The organism is Corynebacterium sp. KPL2895 (assembly GCF_040225815.1).
In the GTDB taxonomy this organism is placed as follows: domain Bacteria; phylum Actinomycetota; class Actinomycetes; order Mycobacteriales; family Mycobacteriaceae; genus Corynebacterium; species Corynebacterium rhinophilum.
Genome location: NZ_JBEHFY010000022.1, coordinates 16,841 through 31,193 on the forward strand (window position 1 = coordinate 16,841; position 14,353 = coordinate 31,193).

General features: G+C 58.2%; 23 protein-coding genes. All 23 read right to left on the reverse strand.

The window, feature by feature from the left end; all coding sequences use genetic code 11:
• Positions 1-13 precede the first annotated feature (13 nt).
• The 23 genes from ABRP95_RS09650 to ABRP95_RS09760 all read right to left on the reverse strand — a co-directional run bounded on the left by ABRP95_RS09650 (position 14) and on the right by ABRP95_RS09760 (position 14,352).
• Positions 14-712, reverse strand: a complete 699-nt coding sequence (locus ABRP95_RS09650) for a hypothetical protein (RefSeq protein ID WP_349839309.1) — start codon at positions 710-712, stop codon at positions 14-16.
• On the reverse strand, positions 712-1,071 hold the full coding sequence (locus ABRP95_RS09655) for a hypothetical protein (RefSeq protein ID WP_349839310.1): 360 nt from the start codon (positions 1,069-1,071) through the stop codon (positions 712-714). The genes ABRP95_RS09650 and ABRP95_RS09655 overlap by 1 nt, the downstream gene beginning before the upstream one ends.
• 139 nt (positions 1,072-1,210) lie before the next feature.
• Positions 1,211-2,077, reverse strand: a complete 867-nt coding sequence (locus ABRP95_RS09660) for a hypothetical protein (RefSeq protein WP_349839311.1) — start codon at positions 2,075-2,077, stop codon at positions 1,211-1,213.
• Between the two features lie 76 nt (positions 2,078-2,153).
• Positions 2,154-2,579 carry a hypothetical protein gene (locus ABRP95_RS09665; protein ID WP_349839312.1) on the reverse strand — a complete coding sequence of 142 codons (426 nt, stop codon included), beginning with the start codon at positions 2,577-2,579 and terminating at the stop codon, positions 2,154-2,156.
• Positions 2,569-2,868 (reverse strand): hypothetical protein, encoded by a 300-nt coding sequence (locus ABRP95_RS09670; protein ID WP_349839313.1) that lies wholly within the window; start codon positions 2,866-2,868, stop codon positions 2,569-2,571. The genes ABRP95_RS09665 and ABRP95_RS09670 overlap by 11 nt, the downstream gene beginning before the upstream one ends.
• Entirely contained in the window at positions 2,858-3,226 is a 369-nt protein-coding gene (locus ABRP95_RS09675) for a hypothetical protein (RefSeq protein ID WP_349839314.1), read from the reverse strand. The genes ABRP95_RS09670 and ABRP95_RS09675 overlap by 11 nt, the downstream gene beginning before the upstream one ends.
• A complete protein-coding gene (locus ABRP95_RS09680; protein ID WP_349839315.1) occupies positions 3,226-3,648 on the reverse strand; it encodes a Gp19/Gp15/Gp42 family protein in 423 nt (140 codons plus the stop codon). Before ABRP95_RS09680 ends, ABRP95_RS09675 begins: the two co-directional genes overlap by 1 nt.
• A 17-nt stretch (positions 3,649-3,665) precedes the next feature.
• Positions 3,666-3,998 carry a hypothetical protein gene (locus ABRP95_RS09685; RefSeq protein ID WP_349839316.1) on the reverse strand — a complete coding sequence of 111 codons (333 nt, stop codon included), beginning with the start codon at positions 3,996-3,998 and terminating at the stop codon, positions 3,666-3,668.
• Positions 3,998-4,945 carry a phage major capsid protein gene (locus tag ABRP95_RS09690; protein WP_349839317.1) on the reverse strand — a complete coding sequence of 316 codons (948 nt, stop codon included), beginning with the start codon at positions 4,943-4,945 and terminating at the stop codon, positions 3,998-4,000. Before ABRP95_RS09690 ends, ABRP95_RS09685 begins: the two co-directional genes overlap by 1 nt.
• Before the next feature lie 33 nt (positions 4,946-4,978).
• Positions 4,979-5,410, reverse strand: a complete 432-nt coding sequence (locus tag ABRP95_RS09695) for a hypothetical protein (protein WP_349839318.1) — start codon at positions 5,408-5,410, stop codon at positions 4,979-4,981.
• 13 nt (positions 5,411-5,423) lie between these two features.
• Positions 5,424-6,842, reverse strand: a complete 1,419-nt coding sequence (locus ABRP95_RS09700; protein WP_349839319.1) for a head maturation protease, ClpP-related — start codon at positions 6,840-6,842, stop codon at positions 5,424-5,426.
• Positions 6,839-8,254 (reverse strand): phage portal protein family protein, encoded by a 1,416-nt coding sequence (locus ABRP95_RS09705; RefSeq protein ID WP_349839320.1) that lies wholly within the window; start codon positions 8,252-8,254, stop codon positions 6,839-6,841. The genes ABRP95_RS09700 and ABRP95_RS09705 overlap by 4 nt, the downstream gene beginning before the upstream one ends.
• A gap of 13 nt (positions 8,255-8,267) precedes the next feature.
• Positions 8,268-9,821 (reverse strand): terminase large subunit domain-containing protein, encoded by a 1,554-nt coding sequence (locus ABRP95_RS09710; protein WP_349839321.1) that lies wholly within the window; start codon positions 9,819-9,821, stop codon positions 8,268-8,270.
• Positions 9,822-9,835: 14 nt separating this feature from the next.
• Positions 9,836-10,162 (reverse strand): terminase, encoded by a 327-nt coding sequence (locus ABRP95_RS09715; RefSeq protein WP_349839322.1) that lies wholly within the window; start codon positions 10,160-10,162, stop codon positions 9,836-9,838.
• Between the two features lie 154 nt (positions 10,163-10,316).
• The gene (locus ABRP95_RS09720) at positions 10,317-11,045 is read right to left on the reverse strand and encodes an AAA family ATPase (protein ID WP_349839323.1); all 729 of its coding nucleotides are present in this window, start codon (positions 11,043-11,045) and stop codon (positions 10,317-10,319) included.
• Positions 11,046-11,249: 204 nt separating this feature from the next.
• Positions 11,250-11,573, reverse strand: coding sequence for a hypothetical protein (locus tag ABRP95_RS09725; RefSeq protein WP_349839325.1), 324 nt, complete (start codon positions 11,571-11,573; stop codon positions 11,250-11,252).
• Between the two features lie 3 nt (positions 11,574-11,576).
• Positions 11,577-12,179, reverse strand: a complete 603-nt coding sequence (locus ABRP95_RS09730) for a hypothetical protein (protein ID WP_349839326.1) — start codon at positions 12,177-12,179, stop codon at positions 11,577-11,579.
• Positions 12,176-12,604: a RusA family crossover junction endodeoxyribonuclease gene (locus tag ABRP95_RS09735; protein ID WP_349839327.1), complete on the reverse strand. Its 429-nt coding sequence runs from the start codon at positions 12,602-12,604 to the stop codon at positions 12,176-12,178. Before ABRP95_RS09735 ends, ABRP95_RS09730 begins: the two co-directional genes overlap by 4 nt.
• A 187-nt stretch (positions 12,605-12,791) precedes the next feature.
• On the reverse strand, positions 12,792-13,052 hold the full coding sequence (locus tag ABRP95_RS09740; RefSeq protein WP_349839328.1) for a hypothetical protein: 261 nt from the start codon (positions 13,050-13,052) through the stop codon (positions 12,792-12,794).
• A 104-nt stretch (positions 13,053-13,156) separates the two neighbouring features.
• Positions 13,157-13,390: a hypothetical protein gene (locus tag ABRP95_RS09745; protein WP_349839329.1), complete on the reverse strand. Its 234-nt coding sequence runs from the start codon at positions 13,388-13,390 to the stop codon at positions 13,157-13,159.
• On the reverse strand, positions 13,387-13,731 hold the full coding sequence (locus ABRP95_RS09750) for a hypothetical protein (protein WP_349839330.1): 345 nt from the start codon (positions 13,729-13,731) through the stop codon (positions 13,387-13,389). The genes ABRP95_RS09745 and ABRP95_RS09750 overlap by 4 nt, the downstream gene beginning before the upstream one ends.
• Entirely contained in the window at positions 13,728-14,078 is a 351-nt protein-coding gene (locus tag ABRP95_RS09755) for a hypothetical protein (protein WP_349839332.1), read from the reverse strand. Before ABRP95_RS09755 ends, ABRP95_RS09750 begins: the two co-directional genes overlap by 4 nt.
• Positions 14,071-14,352: a hypothetical protein gene (locus tag ABRP95_RS09760; RefSeq protein ID WP_349839333.1), complete on the reverse strand. Its 282-nt coding sequence runs from the start codon at positions 14,350-14,352 to the stop codon at positions 14,071-14,073. The genes ABRP95_RS09755 and ABRP95_RS09760 overlap by 8 nt, the downstream gene beginning before the upstream one ends.
• Position 14,353: the final 1 nt, after the last annotated feature.

Sequence of the window (14,353 nt, forward strand, 5' to 3'; positions counted from 1 at the left end):
CAATTTCCCCCACCTACGTGGGCTCTAATTCCTCCAGCATCCGCAGCGACTCCGACTGCGAAGACTCAAACGACCGGCCACTACCATCAGACAAAACACGCCGGCGGTCTTGGGTCATGCGCTCACGCTTCTGCGCAGCGATACGCGCCTGCTCCGCCTCTTGCTCCAAATCAGTAGGAGACTTAATAAATGAATGCTCAAAACCTTGGTCCATGAAGCTGGTGTGGAAAAGCACGGCCGCAAGGCCAGCTTTATCAATCGGCTTCACATCGAACCGCTTCGCCCCCACGCGGGTTTCCGGCCGGTCGAGCAGGTCTTGGTACAGAGCCACGACCCGGCGCGTGGACAGGGGGCCTTCGGGGTCGAGCCAGTCACGAATATCCACCCCGATACGCAAAAGGTCCACTTCGAGCAAGTCGGCATCTTCGAGGGCGTGGGTGGCCAGTGCCAGCTTGAAAATACTCAGCCCCACCGCCTCCAGGTACGCGACGAGTTGGTCATCAAGCCCACCGTTGATCATCGCCGTGGTCATAGACTTTATCCGCGAGTCGTCGTCCATGAGCCGCCACAGTAGGCGCGGGTTGACCAATAATTCTGGTAGGTCGTCGTGGCCGAGCCACATGGGGTCACGCCGCGCCGTAAAGCGCCGGCGACCGCATGTGAACTCCACCCAGCTGCCCGGCTCATCGTTGAGAATCAGCCGGGCGGACATTACTTCTTATACTTCTCAGACTCGGGCAGTTCATCCGCACGCCGAACAATTGGGGCGATTACCTCACGCAAGTCCTTTTGCGTCGCGCCAACCCAGTCCAGGAGCTTACGAGTCTTCTCGGGCAATTTCGCCATAAGCATTCCGCCAACGTTGCCTTCAGCAACCAATGAAGCAAAAGACGCGGGCAGGTCGTCATTGTCTAAGAGGACGCTGACATCGACTAGCACACCGTTGGTAAGTTCTACGTCCTTTTCGGTGTAGATACGATTTTCGACGGTCCCTTTAACTTCGGGCGCCGGGTCGAGGACCTCAACCTCATCGGTGGTCTTCTTGGTGGTGTTTTTCTTTGCCGTGGCCATGGTGATTCCTCCTATGGAATTGAATAAAGCCCCGCACTTTACGGGGCCATAAAAGCGGGTGGTGATTCCTCGACCTTGAAAGTCTGGGTAGGGCCTTGCGCGGAATCACCACAACAAAGACGCAAGGCCCATCAACTCACTACAGCTGTTCGCTGTCGGTGTCGCCGGACTCTTCCTCAGAACCGTCTGGCAACCCGCCAGCCTCCTCTTCCCCAGGACCAGCGCCCGGGCCGCGAGGCTCATCACTCGGGCGAACACCCTCAGCAGAACCCTCAGCGACCTCACCGGTCTCCGGGTTCTTGTACTCGTACAGGCTGACGTGGTCGGACTTGTCTTCCGCCACGACCATTGCGGTCAGGCCGTTGGAAGAAGCCTGCGGGTGGAACGCCGTACCGGCCTCAATCTGAGCCTTGACGTCGGCGACGTCCTTAAAGACCTTTTCCTCCACGCGGACCACGGAGCCATCCTCTCCGACGATGTAGAAACGCTCCTCGTAGTAGCGCTCATCGTCACCGTTGTTGAACGTAATCTGGACCGGGCGAGCTTGCGGGTCCTTAGCGGTCGCACGCTCGTTGACCACCAGGTCAGCCTTTTCACGAGACACCCAAATGCGCACCAGGCCAGAGGTGAACTTGTGCACGAAAGCGACGTATGCCTTTGCTACCTGGTCAGAGTGCTTGCCGTAGGTGGTGCCGTCCTGCACAACCGCGCCCGGGTTTTCGATGTAGCGCATGACCGGCGAGCCAGCGATACCGTCCACCGCGGCGTTAATAGCGCCAGCAGCGTAGGAAGTGGCCTGCTGACCACCGGTCAAATTCGTGGTGTTGGACGAAACCTCACGGGTGTGGGAGTGCTGGGAGTCAGTGGGCTCCAATCCGAGGGATTCCCACTCACCAACGAAAGCACCGGTCTTCTTGTCAATGATTGGGTTGTCGGAAAAGTTGACGAGCACTTCGCGGTCTTCCAGGACGCGCAGGTCAAGTCCGACGCTACGATTCTTAGCCATTACTATCCCCTTTCAAAAGGACATAAATAGAATTTATGACCACCCCGTGCAGGGCGGCCAATGAAAAAATGTGTGATTACTGCGCCGACGGGGTAAAAAACATCTTCGCGATACCGACCGACAAAGACATTGTCGATACAAATCCCGTCGGTTGATACGACGGGCCAGACCCAAAGAACCGCGAGCTGGACCGGGACACGCCCAGCCCGATACCCGTCATCCCTTGGGTCAAAGCGGTGTACAGGTTGCGACCGAGACGGCGTACCATCTTGTGGTCAGGCCCGTACACGCTGATTTTGACGAGGTCACGCGAGTGCGCCACCCCGTCCACTTCTGCCGTGTCCCCACCAACTACGACGGCCATGCCGTCGGTGTGGCAGTTATAGCCATCAGGCAGAAAATGCAGGTGCAGCATGTCCGCATCCTCTTCAGAAAAGAGTTTCGCGACATGCTTGTACACCAGTGCAGGCGGGTCAGGGGTTATCCCAAAATCAGGACGCATCTTTCACCGCCTTGGTCAAAAAGCCATCCTTGGCTTGCTTCGCCACCGCACCCGGGTGACGCACCATGACGATATGCGTCGGGCGCAAAGTATTTCGGGTGGCCAAGGTGACTTTGACCGTGTCGCCGCCACCACGCAAGAATGCTTTATCGTTGGCAGACAGCTCATTGACCTCGGGCCAGCGAGCCTCAATAAGCCGCTTTATCTGCTCTGCTTTCTTACGCGACGCATCCCGAACCTGCGGGGTAGCCGCCAATTCCTTGAAAAGCTTGTGATAATCAAGCGACATTCCCGGACACCTCCCCTCGCTCGACGACGAAAACAACTTTCGGCTTGTGCCACCCCACCACGGGGCGACGACCCACCGAATAATCAAAAGACTGACGCTGCTGGACTGTGTAATCTTCGCCGCGAATCGTGACCGTATCCCCATCGGCCACGACCGTGCCTGCAGGCGCGATTACCTGCAATTTCGTAATGTCCCCATGCACGAACCCATCGCCGCGCACGACCTGGTCCCCCGCGGGGGACACGACGCAATGCTCAATTACACGCCCCGGTGCGTACTGCGGCCTGCCGCGATGGTCACGGCCCACCACCTCACCTTTTACAGTGATGGGTTCACCGGCTTGGTCAGGACGAATCATTATGACCACCTTTCCGGCCACTGGCGCGGCCGCGGGAAGCGCCCACGTGCACCCTCACGCCACAAGCCAAGCAGCTTCAAAAGGTCATCGGTTAGCCGCACCCCACCCCACGAGACGGAATCTACGTCAGCAAACGTGACCGAATCCGACTGTGGCCCCGTCGTGGACGAGATGGACCGCATGCCAGCGTTCCCACCCACGAGGGTGGCGGCTGACACCATTTCAAGCACCGCCCTACGTGCCGCCGACTCCAGCCACGGCACTGTCACCAGCTCCGTATCAAAGTCGCGGCCCGCCTGCATGAAAGCCACATCAATGAGCTCAACGGCGTCATCAATGAGTACGTGCAGGCGCTTCGTTTCAGCGTCGGTGAGCTCTCGTGGTAGGCGGTCAGCCACATAGGTGGTGTCGATGTTCAGCACGGCTAACCTCCACTTCTTTATTGGGTTGCCCCAATGAGTTCTTTCTTCGACAAGCCCTTAGTAACAATGCCCTGGGCCTCGGCGTACTTCCGCCAATCATCAATTGACGCGGCCTTAGCCGGGCGCGGCACATCATCACCCTTTGGCGCAGCAGTAGGCTTTTCATCCTCCTGCTCTACCGGGGCGGGCTTACTCTTCGGCGGTTTCTTGGCAGTGTGGTCAGCCTCGTGACGCACAGCACCGCAGCTATCCAGCCACCCAGCAGTCTCATCATCTACCTCAACGACAGAGCCCGGAGGAAACAGTACGTCCTCCGGGCTCCAGTATTTCGCGAGCGTGACCTTGACCATTAGGCAATACCGGTCAGCTTGACGATGGCCTTCGGGTTATCCACCGCGATGGCACGCTTGCGTACAAGGTCAGAGCGCCACGACATCGTTGGACCGCCCAGCTGGGAGTCGCCACCCTCGGAGTACATCGGCGTCGCGGTCAGCGGCATCGTATCGGACTTGAAGCCAACACCCTGCGCCTCAAAGACATAGGCGGTGCCCGGCTCAATCAGACGCGAGGTCGCCACACGCAAAGTGCCGAAAAGCTCCGTGTTACGCAGACCACCAAAAATGGAATCGCCATTCTGGTCCAGGAAAATGGGATTGTCCAGCGCAGCGTTGCCGATGTAGTACTTCTGCATCTGCTCGTTGCGCACCAGCTTCGTGTAGGAAGCCGGGTGCAGCAGAATCGTGTTCGGCTCGTAGTCAAACTGACGGTTCACGTCATCGTCCTCGTGTGCGGACTGCACAAGCTCGACCGCGTCGAACACGTCCTTGACAGGGTCGCCGCCGGTCCACTGGGACGATACCTGCAGCTCCTGCACTTTTGCGGACTTGAACACGCCCAGGGTGGCCTGGATGCCGTGACGAATCATCGTCTTTTCCAGCGCCTGAATGTGACGGTTAACCTGGTCAACCTTGTTCTCGTTGCGCATCTCGTAGGAAATGCGGATTGCCTCACCAGACTTGATGCCGTATGCGGCACGCAACGGCCCAAGCTCCGGGGCGGACACGGGGATTTCACCAAACTCGGCGATTTCCTCAGCGTCATCCGCGAGGTACTGCCCAGCGGCCTCACGGAATGCGACCACACCCTTGTTGTTCTCAGCCTGGCGGAAGAACAGATCCTCCAGGAACTGCCCCTGCATGCCGTCAACAACGCGCTGGGGGATAAAAGTTGGGTCCTCCAGCATTTCGGACACGGTCAGCTTCGGCCCGTCGTAGGCACTCGTAATGAGCTCTCCCATTATTATTTCTCCTTAAAAGTTCAGGTAGTTTTCTTAGCCCTCGGACACGTCCGAGGCCGCAGGCGCAGCCACCGACGGGGTAACAAGGGTCGTCTTGACGGTCTTGCCCGCACCAGGACGCGCAGCAACACCCACCAGCAGGGAACCGGTGGCGGACACCTTGCCATCGGCGGCGGCATACACCGGCGCGCCCTGCTTAATGTCCTCAGCCGTGCCAGCAACCTCCAGCGGCACCGTTGCCGGGCCAATGTGCACCGCAACAATGCCCGGCGCGCCCAACGCCAACGTGTTGGAGGGCTGCTCTTCTACTGGGGCGGATGCGTTTTCAGTGACCGCGCCAAAAACCGGGCCAGCAGCCACAGCGTGCTTCACACCATTCTCACCCACCTGCACCAGGCGGAACTTAGTGACGTCCTCTTCGGCCTTGAAGCTAATCGGGCCAGAACGAAAAGTCGGATTCGACATAATTATTTACTCCTTAATGAAAGTTCGTGCGGGTCAAAACACCCAGCTGGTCAGCCTTGCTACGGACAGCCTTGAACGCATCAGGCTCAACGTCCTTGCCGTAGCCAATCTCCGCCCGCGGGATAGTTCCGGCAGGGTTCGAGCCGTAGATGTCGCGAGCGGCCTCAGGGTCACGCTTCATCGCAGCAATCGCCTTACCACGACGAGCAGCAGAAATACGGCCTTCCTTAATCCAGCCGTCCACCTCCGCAACAAGGCTTGCTTCCTTCTGCTCTTCCATAGCCTTCCAACCATGCTGGGCAGCAGCCTTGAGTTCGTTGTAGGTCTCAGCATCCAGAGTGACCGTGTCCTCGGACGCGGTAGGCGCCGGCGTTTCCTCCGGGGCGGTGTCGTTATCCTCAGACTCGGCCGCGGCCTTTACCGTCACCGGAATAGTGAACTCAGTCGGCTCACCATCACCCTCAGCGGTGACCGTGAACGCAACCTCATCGTCTGGTTCCACATCAGACGGTGCGATTACCTTCAGCACACCGGACTCTTCATTGAGCTCACCAGACCAACCATCCGGCGTATCACCCAACGCAAAAACCAAGCCTGCAGGCACGTCCTCGTTCGGCCCAACCTCAACTTCACCGGTGGGCACCACGGTGGTGTCTTCCGGGTAGGTCAGGTCTACCTTAGCGGTGACGGTGACTTCCTCATTAAAAAAGCCGGAGAGTGCAGCCTGCACATCCTCCGGCGTCTTACCCAGCTCCTGGGCAAGTTGATTCAGAATACCCACGGTATCCCCTTTCTGCCCATCGCTGGGCGTAGTGTTGTCGTCCCCCGATTCCGACCGGGTGACAGGCGGCGGCGGAGCCGCAGCCCGGTTCGCAAACTTAAACCGCCGCTTCGCCAACGACGCCGCAAGCGCCGGCGCTTCCGACTTCTCCTGAATCACCGCGTCAGCCAGGCCAGCGGCCACTGCTTCCTCAGCGGTGTACCACGTTTCCGAACTCATGGCGTCGAGCCAGTCGTGGATTTCCCCGCCTGCCTTTGCGGCGTAGATAGCGGCCAGCTTGTTGTCCTGGCGCTCGAGGTCGGCCAGTGTCTTGCGTGCGTCGTCCGCATTGCCCTCGGTCAAGGTCCACGCACGGTGCACCATCAATTCCGAGGACGGGCGCATGAGCACGCGGTCAGCACCCCCAACAGCAATAAACGACGCCGCCGACGCCGCCAGCGACTCCACAATCACCGTGACCTTGCCATCATGATTCTTCAAGGCAGTCATGATGTCGATGCCTTCGTAGACATCTCCACCGCCGGAGCTAATCCGCACGGTCACATCACCAGAAATGTCAGCCAGCTGAGCCATTACTGACTTCGCGGTAATTGCGTTCTCCGGCTCCCAAAAATCCGGGCCAATCGGCCCATACATCAAAATTTCACTCACACTAAGTCCCCCTGCCTATTCTTCATTTCGTTAAGCAGCTCGTCGATACCATTCATGGCTTGCTCGTACCGGTGGTTCAGCTTCGCTTTCCGGTCAATGCCCTCAAGGTCATCGGATTGTGGGTCGTCGGATAGGGCGACGCCCATCTGCTCTTCCATGACCTGCCGCTGCTTCTTCGACTCCAAAGCGTCCGATAATTTCTGCTTCGGCGGCAGCGTATACCGGCGCCGCAAATCTTCCTCCAGGTCCTTATCGCCCAGAATCAAACCAGCGTTCTTCAACCCGGCGAGGTCCGCAGCACTGATTTCCTTCTTCGAAGCAATCGGGTCGAACGTCACCCGCGGAACCAAACCAGTGTGGTCCGGAAACGCCACGCGAACGAGGTCCTCCACCACGTGCTGTGTGGCTATATCGGCCAGCCACTCCGCGGTAGTCTGCAAAGACTGAATAAACAAATCCGATTGTGTTTCCGCAAGCGCATAAGACCCGCCCTTGCCCTCCAAGTTCAGGAAGTGCGCAAGCACGCTCTTAGCAATCATGCTGTCGTGGTAATTAATCGCCTCACGCGGCGAAACCAACTGACCCGACGTGCCCAACAATTGCAACTTCGCACCAGCAGGAATCGACGCACCAGCATGCTCACCCGCACGAAAACCCTCAACAATCCCCTGACCATCAGCCAAGTCCTTGTCCGGGTCCATCGCTACTTCAGACCCGGTGTACACCGGCACACCCATGCCGTTACGGTCCAAAGTGTTAAGCTCCAGCCGAAGCAGCGAGTCCCGCAACTTCCAATGCTTATACGCCGGACGCAACACGGACTTACCAGTCCACTGCGACCCCTCGTCATCAAAGACATAGGCCACAAGTCGGTCTACGGGAATTTCACGCACGTCGTCGCCACGGCGGGCGCCGGCGGCAGCGGCCTGCCGAATGGACATCAGCCCGCCGTCGTCATCGACGTTGATTGCATCAATCGTCCCCGGCCAACGCGGCGCGAGCTTCACGAGGTGTTCGCGACCGTCCGCACCGGGCTCGTAGACCTGCTCAAAGAACATGTGGCCGAATTGCATCGCTTTCAGCGCTTGTTCCAGGTGCTTTTCCCACGATACCCGGCCGGTACGCGGCGCAAACGGCTTATTCGGGTCCTCGCCCTTTGCCCGCAACCGCAAGTCCTCACAGACGGCGGCAACGATGTCATCGGGCGCACCGTTCGGCTCCACAAACCACGTGGCACGCCGAATCGGCAACGTCACCGCACGCAACACCGACGTAACCTGAGCGTCCTCACGCCCCATCTTCGCAAACACACGAGCAGAATGCGGGAAGCGTAACTCCCAGTTGTCTTCCGCCAGGGCATGGTTACGAGCGGCCCGCGCATGGCCTACCTCACGCGTCTTAAAATCAGCCACAGCGGCCACCTCCTTAGAAACTCATTTCAGCAACTCGACGACTACGCTTCACGCCCCGCGCCGAGCTGACATAGTGCGTGCGTCGTTTCACTTCGCCATCGAACTCACCAACCCCGTATTCCTGCAGCCCCCACACCGCCAACGTGGCGGCGACAAGCACGGTCACATCACCGGAATAACGGTCCAAGCTACGGAAACGGCCATTCTTCGACCGCTCTTGAGCCACACCAAGCGCGTCCAACCACCGCTGTGACCCGTCATGCGCAATACGTTTCTCAGCCCACATGCGTAGGAAAAGCTCGTAGGCTTTCGACACCTGGGCGCCACTTAACGTCTCCGGCGCGACACCAATACCGCGCAAGGGGTCGACCAGCGTGGAGCACTGCCCCGACGGGTCCAGCACCACCGCAGCAGGGTCATTCAACTCCACGGTGCTACCCACCTTGTCCACGACAAGGCCACGGTCGAAATCCTCATAAGGGGCAAGCGACAAGAAAACCTTGTCTCCCCACTGGGCGGCAGACACCACACCGACGGCTTCACCGTCCGGCGTCACGTCCACCGCTAGGCAGGACTCCCCCAACGATGGCGGCATCATGGCAGACGCCGCTGACCACGCCTCGTAATCAATCACCGGCACAAAATCATCAACGAGGTCACCATCACGCGGCACCCAATAGCCTTGGCCCAAAGTCTCGACAAGAAACGGCTCCAACAGGGCTTCCGAGCTACGCGCCGAATTAGCCTCAGAGCGCACCTCGTCCAGCTGCACACCAGGCCGCGGCTCATTCACCAGCGACGGATTAGCCTTAGCCCACGTCGATTCCTCAAATGGATCGTCATCTTCCTCGCGGCACCACTCCTTGAAAAGAATGCCGTCAGCACCATCGAGCGCGGACCAGCGCTTCGCGGAAAAAATCGCACCATGAAAATGCTCATGAATATTCACCGGCGACGAAATAAAAACCTTCTGAGCATTAGGCCGCGCCTTAGTCGTATTATTCATCGCGGCGTAGACCTCATTAGGCAGGTCAAAACACTCGTCAAAAATCAGCCAATCAAACGACAAACCACGGCCAGTCTTCTTCGTGCGCGTACGGTAATAAATCTTCGCCTTATTAGGGAATTTAATCGCGTCTTTGCCATTGCCCAGAATCGGCTTCGGAGACACACCCGGATACTCGTCTTCCCACCAATCCATCAGGGCGGGATTGTCCTCAATGACATCCCAAAGACGGTCACGGGCGTCCATCGCCGTATCCAAAAAGTGCGCCGAATGCATGATGGAATGCGCATCACACAGGTAGATGGCTACGAGCTCCAAGGCGACAAGCACCTCGCCCTTGCCGTTCTGACGAGCCAAGGATACGACGACCTCACGCGAGGACCACATGCCCTCACCATTCTGCAAAAGACTATCGCGCAGCAAGTCCTCCTGCCACGGGTACAAATCCAGACCCGCCCAGCGAACGAACTCACAAGCCTTATCCGCAAACTCACTATCGCCAGCAGGAATATTCTGATGCGTCGGCGTCTGGCGACCAATAAGCCACTCCGGTTTACCCACCAGACACCCCCTTCCTACTGGCCTACAACCTTGAATCCGCCAAATTTGTTCGCCTTAGGCTTCGGCTCACGCGACTCACCGTGCGAACGCGCACCGAACAAGTCCGGCCGGTCTTTCACCCAGCCACGAATCTCAGCCGACGCCATACGCTCCACCTTCACAGCCGGATGCTCAATCGGCTCCCCCGACTCCTTCGCCGCAACAGGACCCTCATCAGCAATAATCAACCGAGCCTGACGCACACGAACAATCAACTGCGACACAATCTGAACAGCACGAGCGTCAAACTCATTAAGCGCCCTATCGCCTGCTAACGCCTTCTCTACATCATCAAGACTCACTACCTAAAACCTCCATAACAGCCCGTCAGACGGCCACACAGGCCCCAAAAATTACGAAAATAAAGTGCGGAGAGAGAAAGCTTGACTGAGCAGGGACAATAGGGAGAGTCAATGGGACTACCCACTTATGATTTTAGGGCGGCCCCAATCATTATCAAGCCCAAACAAACCCGTCACCAGCCGACGCGGACTCCTCCGTCTTCACCGGCCGGGGCTTATCCCACGCCCCACCAGAACGATTACACGCACGATGCAGCAACCGCGTCGCCTTGGTGGCCTGCTTGTTTTCCGCATACTTGAGTGCAGCACCAGGACCATGGTCAGCTTCCAGCGCGGCACCGTCAAAGTTCTTCGCCGCCGTCTTAAACATCGGTCGCCCGCATTCTGGGCACGGCGTACCGTCGACGAGTTGCGCGAGTAATATCCGCCGCTGCCTCTGATGTGCTTGCCCGTAGCCGCGCTGTGTGGTGGTTTTCGCCGCTTTTGACTGCTTGGCGTACCAGTCCGCCGCAATTTTCAGCATGTATTCCGGGCGCTGTTGCTTGCAGCGCCGCATGACTGTGTCTTTGCCGGGGTCGATGGTCATAATGTCCGCCCCGGCAGCCTTGTACCGCTTTATCTGTGCCGCACTTGGCGTGGAATGGATAATCCACACCGTAAAGCTGCCGTCGTGCTTGTCGATGGCTTTATCTATTGCCGCCTGCCGCGCCGCCTTGGTAATGGCTTTGATGTGCGACTCGTGCTCATGATTATCCGCATCGTATCCTGCAAGCGTGTTGGCGATTTCGTCATAGTCGATGATGACGTCACCATTCTGCTTGTGCTCGCGGATGTATGTGGTTTTTCCCGCTGCAGGCGGGCCAGTGACGACGATAATCCCCACAGCGCACCTCCCTGCTTGTTGTGTCTTGTCCTGGTCGTGAACCAGCGGCCTGCGCCCCAATGTCGCTCGTACTATCTCGCGGGTGTACATGATTGGTGTTGAGGTGGCTACAAGACTCATAAAACGACAAGAACCCCCAACGCGTGTTGAGGGTTACAAGTATCGCTGTGGGTCATTATACACGATATGTGGGCGCTGTACAGGCTACGCGTCCCGGAATGAGTGTCGCATGGCTTGAGCGCCTCGGAAGTTTTTGAACGTTGCCGCTCTCACTATTTCGCCGTCCATCATGTCAGCAGCGTGAAACTCTATTTCGTCATCACCTGGGAATTGCTCGATAGACAATATCGTTCCGTCATCGTCACTGTGAACTTTTTCCACTCCTTGATGCTTAACTTTTACAAGGCCCGGCATTTCGCTTCGAGCAATTCTCCCGTCCTTTTCTTCGTATTCCAGCCAACACACTCCTGGAAGTGGGATGAAGTCCAGGATTTCGTAAATGTCATCCAATGTGGTTTTAGCGCTCATTGTCTATTCCTTCCATGTGTGGGTGAGTGCTTCGGTGAGTAGGTAGCCGTTCCGCCCGTTGGGCATTGTGGTGGTGGTGATGTGGCCGCGCCGTGCCCATCCTCTGATGGTGTCGGCGGTGACGTTTTGGCCGCGGGCGCGGAGTTGCCGGGCAATATGCTCAGCACCGCGACGGGGCTCGGACTGCAGGGTTACGGGTGCGAGTGGTCGTGTGCGGCGTAGGCGGTGGTTGAGTTCGCGGGCCTGGTGGCGGAGTTCGTCGAGCATGAGGGGTGCGACGTCGAGTTGGCTGATGGGGCCAGCGTTCCAGGCTATCCATTGGCACATGCGCCGGCCGTTGCGGCGGAAGCCGTGGGTGTAGATGTCGCCGGCGAGCGGGACATACCGGGCGGCGTCGTCACAGTATTCGTTGAGTAATGCGGTGAAATGCGCGTCATCAGAAATGGTCCAGATGGGAAAAGGTTCGCTTGGGCCTTTTTGTTGGTTCGCGCCCTGGGTGGAAACTTCAGGGGCGGGTGGTCTTTCGTACTTGGCGTGGTCGAGTTCTCCGTAGAGGACTTGGAGTTTTTTGGCGGCGTTGGCGAGGTCTTGTTGGTCTACGGTCACTGTTTCCCTACGGGGGTTGGGGTGCCTAGAGGTGTGATGGTGATGTGTGCGCCGGGTGGCTCGTCTTTTTTGGCGCGTCGTTTGAGGGCTGTGATTGCTGAGATTGTGGAGTCGTCGGTGATTATACCGGCTGTGGTGATTGCGTCATCTATGGCGCGGATTAACTTATCAAGGTCAGGTTTTACGGTGTGCCAGCCGCCTGGGTCTTTTTCTTTTTTGCGGGCGGGCATTATGAGTACGAGGTCGAGGCGGTGGGGGCCGGTGAGTGGTGGTTTGCCGTGGTGGGCGTGTTGTGCGGTTTGGCTGACTTTTGTGCGCCAGGCTTTGACGTATTTGGAGGATTCGACCATGCGGCCACCGCCGACGTGGCGTTTGGAGCCTTGTGGGCGGGGTGTGCCGGGGACGAAGCATTGGAATTCGGGCATGTTATCTCCATCGGAATGTGGGGCGTTGTTGTTTTTCGTGGCGGTATTTTTTGATTAGTGCGCGGGCTGGTCGTGGTGTGTGGAGGTTGTGGCGGTTGTGGCGTGGCTTTTTCATGAGACTCCTTGGGTATAAGTAAGGGCCCCGTGGTGTGCGGGGCCCGGTGGTGATGATGATGGTGGTTGGGGGTTATATTTCTTCCCAGTCGCTTTCCCATCGGCGGTGGGTGGGGTCTCCGCCGAAGTAGAAAACATCGGTCATGCCGTCGTATTCGTCGAGGTATTCGGCGTATTCCCAGTCGCCTGCTGGCGGCTGGCCGTCGGCTGTCCAGGCGCGGGGTAGGTCATCGCGTGGGGTGAGCATCCACGGTTCGGGTGCCCAGGCTTTGGGTTTCGGCGCTCCTGGATTTATGCACGATACGAGGCCTACTTCGTTTACGTCTTCGACCATGATGACGAAGTCTGATGGTTTACCGCCTTTGACGTGGCGATTGTAGCCGCACCACATTCCTCGGCATTGTGCTCGTTCTTGTGGGGTCATGTCTGCGAGAGTGGTCATGCTTTGTTCCATTCTGTGACGTGGCGGCGCATCAGGGTGCCGGGGGCTACGTCGAAATAGTGTGGGTCTTTCGCGTCACCGTTCCAGCTTCCCCGCGGGTGCGCCTGTGTGGTGATTGTTTCGGTGTCCATGTCAGCAATGGTTTGTAGGGCGCGGCGGGCGTGGAACTGCGGTACGCGGCCCGTGTATAGGCCTTCTTCGATCCAGCGCTTCGCTTCTTCGGGTGTCATCGGGGGCATGCTTCCTCCTCTGCGTGGTTGGTGGCGGCGAGTAGGGCGAGGCCTATTTTCCGCATTTTGGCGGGTGCTCCTTTGACTCTGCCTGCGGCGGTGCGTAGCAGGATTTCGTCATTGAAAATATAGGTTGCACCGATGCAGTAGCCCTCTTCTCCGTCTTCGATGAACCACGCTTTTGTGCCGTCGCTGAAAGAAAAAGTGGGTTCTGGCAGGTCGGGGGCGAGCAAGCCAGCCTGGACGATAGCCTCTACTGCATCGTGTGGGGCGATGCGGACTTCTCCGTGGCGGCGGGCCTCTTCGAGCACCCAGATGGCACGTTCAACGTGCGTCATCATTTTTCCTCCTGGTATTTGGCTGCTGCGAGTAGTGCGAGGGCGAACTGGCGGGCCTGCTCAGTGCTCATGTAGGCCGACGCCTCGTTATATCCGCCGAGTGAGAATTTGACGTCCCCGGCCCAGACCCCGACGAGAGCGCTATCGTCGTCATACCGCTCGGAGTCATACCCTATGTTTATGAGGGAGTAGCGCACTGGCGCTTCGATACTGTCGTAATCGTGGCGCAACGTGGGTAGGTCTGGTGCGAGTAGGCCGTGAGCCTCTAGGTGCTCGGCTATATCGCCGGCGCTGAATCCCCTGAATGCGCACATAACGATGGCCTGCGCTACTTGGTCTTGGTTACTCATACTTTCTCCTTTCGATGAAGTCCAGATATGCTTCCCACTCTGGTTCTTCGCGGGCGAGCTGGCCTTTTTCTTCCGGTGTTGCTTCCTCGCGTAGGCGGAGGTCTAGGCGGGCGCCCCGGATTAGTTGGTCTCGGGTGTGCCCATCGAGTTCGTCCCAGTGCTCCATTACCCACTTGGTGGTGTGGCGGAGGAAATAGGATGGTCTTTCGCGGCAGTGGCGCATCGCGCTGATGATGATGTGTTGGTCATACGGTGGCAATGTGGGGTAGGGCATT

Bases quoted from the DNA above. Each gene is read 5' to 3' on its own strand.
- ABRP95_RS09665 (WP_349839312.1), bottom strand. From the start codon at position 2,579: ATGCGTCCTGATTTTGGGATAACCCCTGACCCGCCTGCACTGGTGTAC.
- ABRP95_RS09690 (WP_349839317.1), bottom strand. From the start codon at position 4,945: ATGGGAGAGCTCATTACGAGTGCCTACGACGGGCCGAAGCTGACCGTG.
- ABRP95_RS09655 (WP_349839310.1), bottom strand. From the start codon at position 1,071: ATGGCCACGGCAAAGAAAAACACCACCAAGAAGACCACCGATGAGGTT.
- ABRP95_RS09725 (WP_349839325.1), bottom strand. From the start codon at position 11,573: ATGAGCGCTAAAACCACATTGGATGACATTTACGAAATCCTGGACTTC.
- ABRP95_RS09755 (WP_349839332.1), bottom strand. From the start codon at position 14,078: ATGAGTAACCAAGACCAAGTAGCGCAGGCCATCGTTATGTGCGCATTC.
- ABRP95_RS09675 (WP_349839314.1), bottom strand. From the start codon at position 3,226: ATGATTCGTCCTGACCAAGCCGGTGAACCCATCACTGTAAAAGGTGAG.
- ABRP95_RS09760 (WP_349839333.1), bottom strand. From the start codon at position 14,352: ATGCCCTACCCCACATTGCCACCGTATGACCAACACATCATCATCAGC.
- ABRP95_RS09740 (WP_349839328.1), bottom strand. From the start codon at position 13,052: ATGGTCGAAGACGTAAACGAAGTAGGCCTCGTATCGTGCATAAATCCA.
- ABRP95_RS09695 (WP_349839318.1), bottom strand. From the start codon at position 5,410: ATGTCGAATCCGACTTTTCGTTCTGGCCCGATTAGCTTCAAGGCCGAA.
- ABRP95_RS09660 (WP_349839311.1), bottom strand. From the start codon at position 2,077: ATGGCTAAGAATCGTAGCGTCGGACTTGACCTGCGCGTCCTGGAAGAC.
- ABRP95_RS09745 (WP_349839329.1), bottom strand. From the start codon at position 13,390: ATGACACCCGAAGAAGCGAAGCGCTGGATCGAAGAAGGCCTATACACG.
- ABRP95_RS09735 (WP_349839327.1), bottom strand. From the start codon at position 12,604: ATGCCCGAATTCCAATGCTTCGTCCCCGGCACACCCCGCCCACAAGGC.
- ABRP95_RS09670 (WP_349839313.1), bottom strand. From the start codon at position 2,868: ATGTCGCTTGATTATCACAAGCTTTTCAAGGAATTGGCGGCTACCCCG.
- ABRP95_RS09650 (WP_349839309.1), bottom strand. From the start codon at position 712: ATGTCCGCCCGGCTGATTCTCAACGATGAGCCGGGCAGCTGGGTGGAG.
- ABRP95_RS09685 (WP_349839316.1), bottom strand. From the start codon at position 3,998: ATGGTCAAGGTCACGCTCGCGAAATACTGGAGCCCGGAGGACGTACTG.
- ABRP95_RS09750 (WP_349839330.1), bottom strand. From the start codon at position 13,731: ATGATGACGCACGTTGAACGTGCCATCTGGGTGCTCGAAGAGGCCCGC.